Genomic DNA, 625 nt, shown 5'->3' with positions numbered 1-625 from the left:
TCGTTTTCCGCCCGAACTCACCCCCGGCGTCGCCGCCATGTCCGGCTGCTGGTCGCAGACCGGTATTCCGATCGTCCAGGGCGACGACGTGCTCACCGTGCTGCCGGGCACGATGAGCGAATTCGAGCTGAGCCGCCGGCTCGCCGACACCGATGCCGCCGTGATCATGAAGGTCGGCCGCAACCTGCCCAAGATCAGGCGGGCGCTGGAGGCTACGGCCAAGCTGTCGCGCGCCGTCTATGTCGAGCGCGGCACCATGGCCGGCAGCGTCTCGATGAAGCTTGCCGACAAAAAGGACGACAAGGCACCCTACTTCGCCATCGTGCTGGTCGCCGGCTGGTCCGGTCGCCCCGGCGCCGTGGGAGCACAGGCATGAGTGGCCGTCTCACCGTCATCGGCCTTGGGCCCGGCAATGCCGATCAGGTCACCCCGGAGGCCAGCCGCGCTGTCGCCGAGGCGAAATTCTTTTACGGCTACAAGCCCTATCTCGATCGGCTGGACCTGCGCCCGGACCAGACCCGCGTCGCTTCCGACAACCGCGAGGAACTCGCCCGCTCCAAGGACGCATTGAGCAAGGCCGCAGAGGGCCATGACGTCGCCGTGGTCTCCGGCGGCGATCCCGGCG

General features: G+C 68.0%; 2 protein-coding genes. Both read left to right on the top strand.

Features of this window, described 5'->3' with window-relative positions:
- On the top strand, positions 1-376 hold a 376-nt coding region (locus EN991_RS38810; protein ID WP_245461210.1), incomplete at its 5' end, for an SAM-dependent methyltransferase.
- Positions 373-625 (top strand): SAM-dependent methyltransferase (locus tag EN991_RS38805; RefSeq protein WP_245461209.1); only part of this gene is annotated, 253 nt, incomplete at its 3' end. The genes EN991_RS38810 and EN991_RS38805, both read left to right, overlap by 4 nt.

Origin of the sequence: Mesorhizobium sp. M7A.F.Ca.US.005.03.2.1, from assembly GCF_003997795.1 — a bacterium.
GTDB classification, from domain to species: domain Bacteria; phylum Pseudomonadota; class Alphaproteobacteria; order Rhizobiales; family Rhizobiaceae; genus Mesorhizobium; species Mesorhizobium ciceri.
The sequence above is the reverse complement of the archived record's forward strand: the minus strand, read 5'-3'. Positions and strand labels throughout refer to the sequence as shown.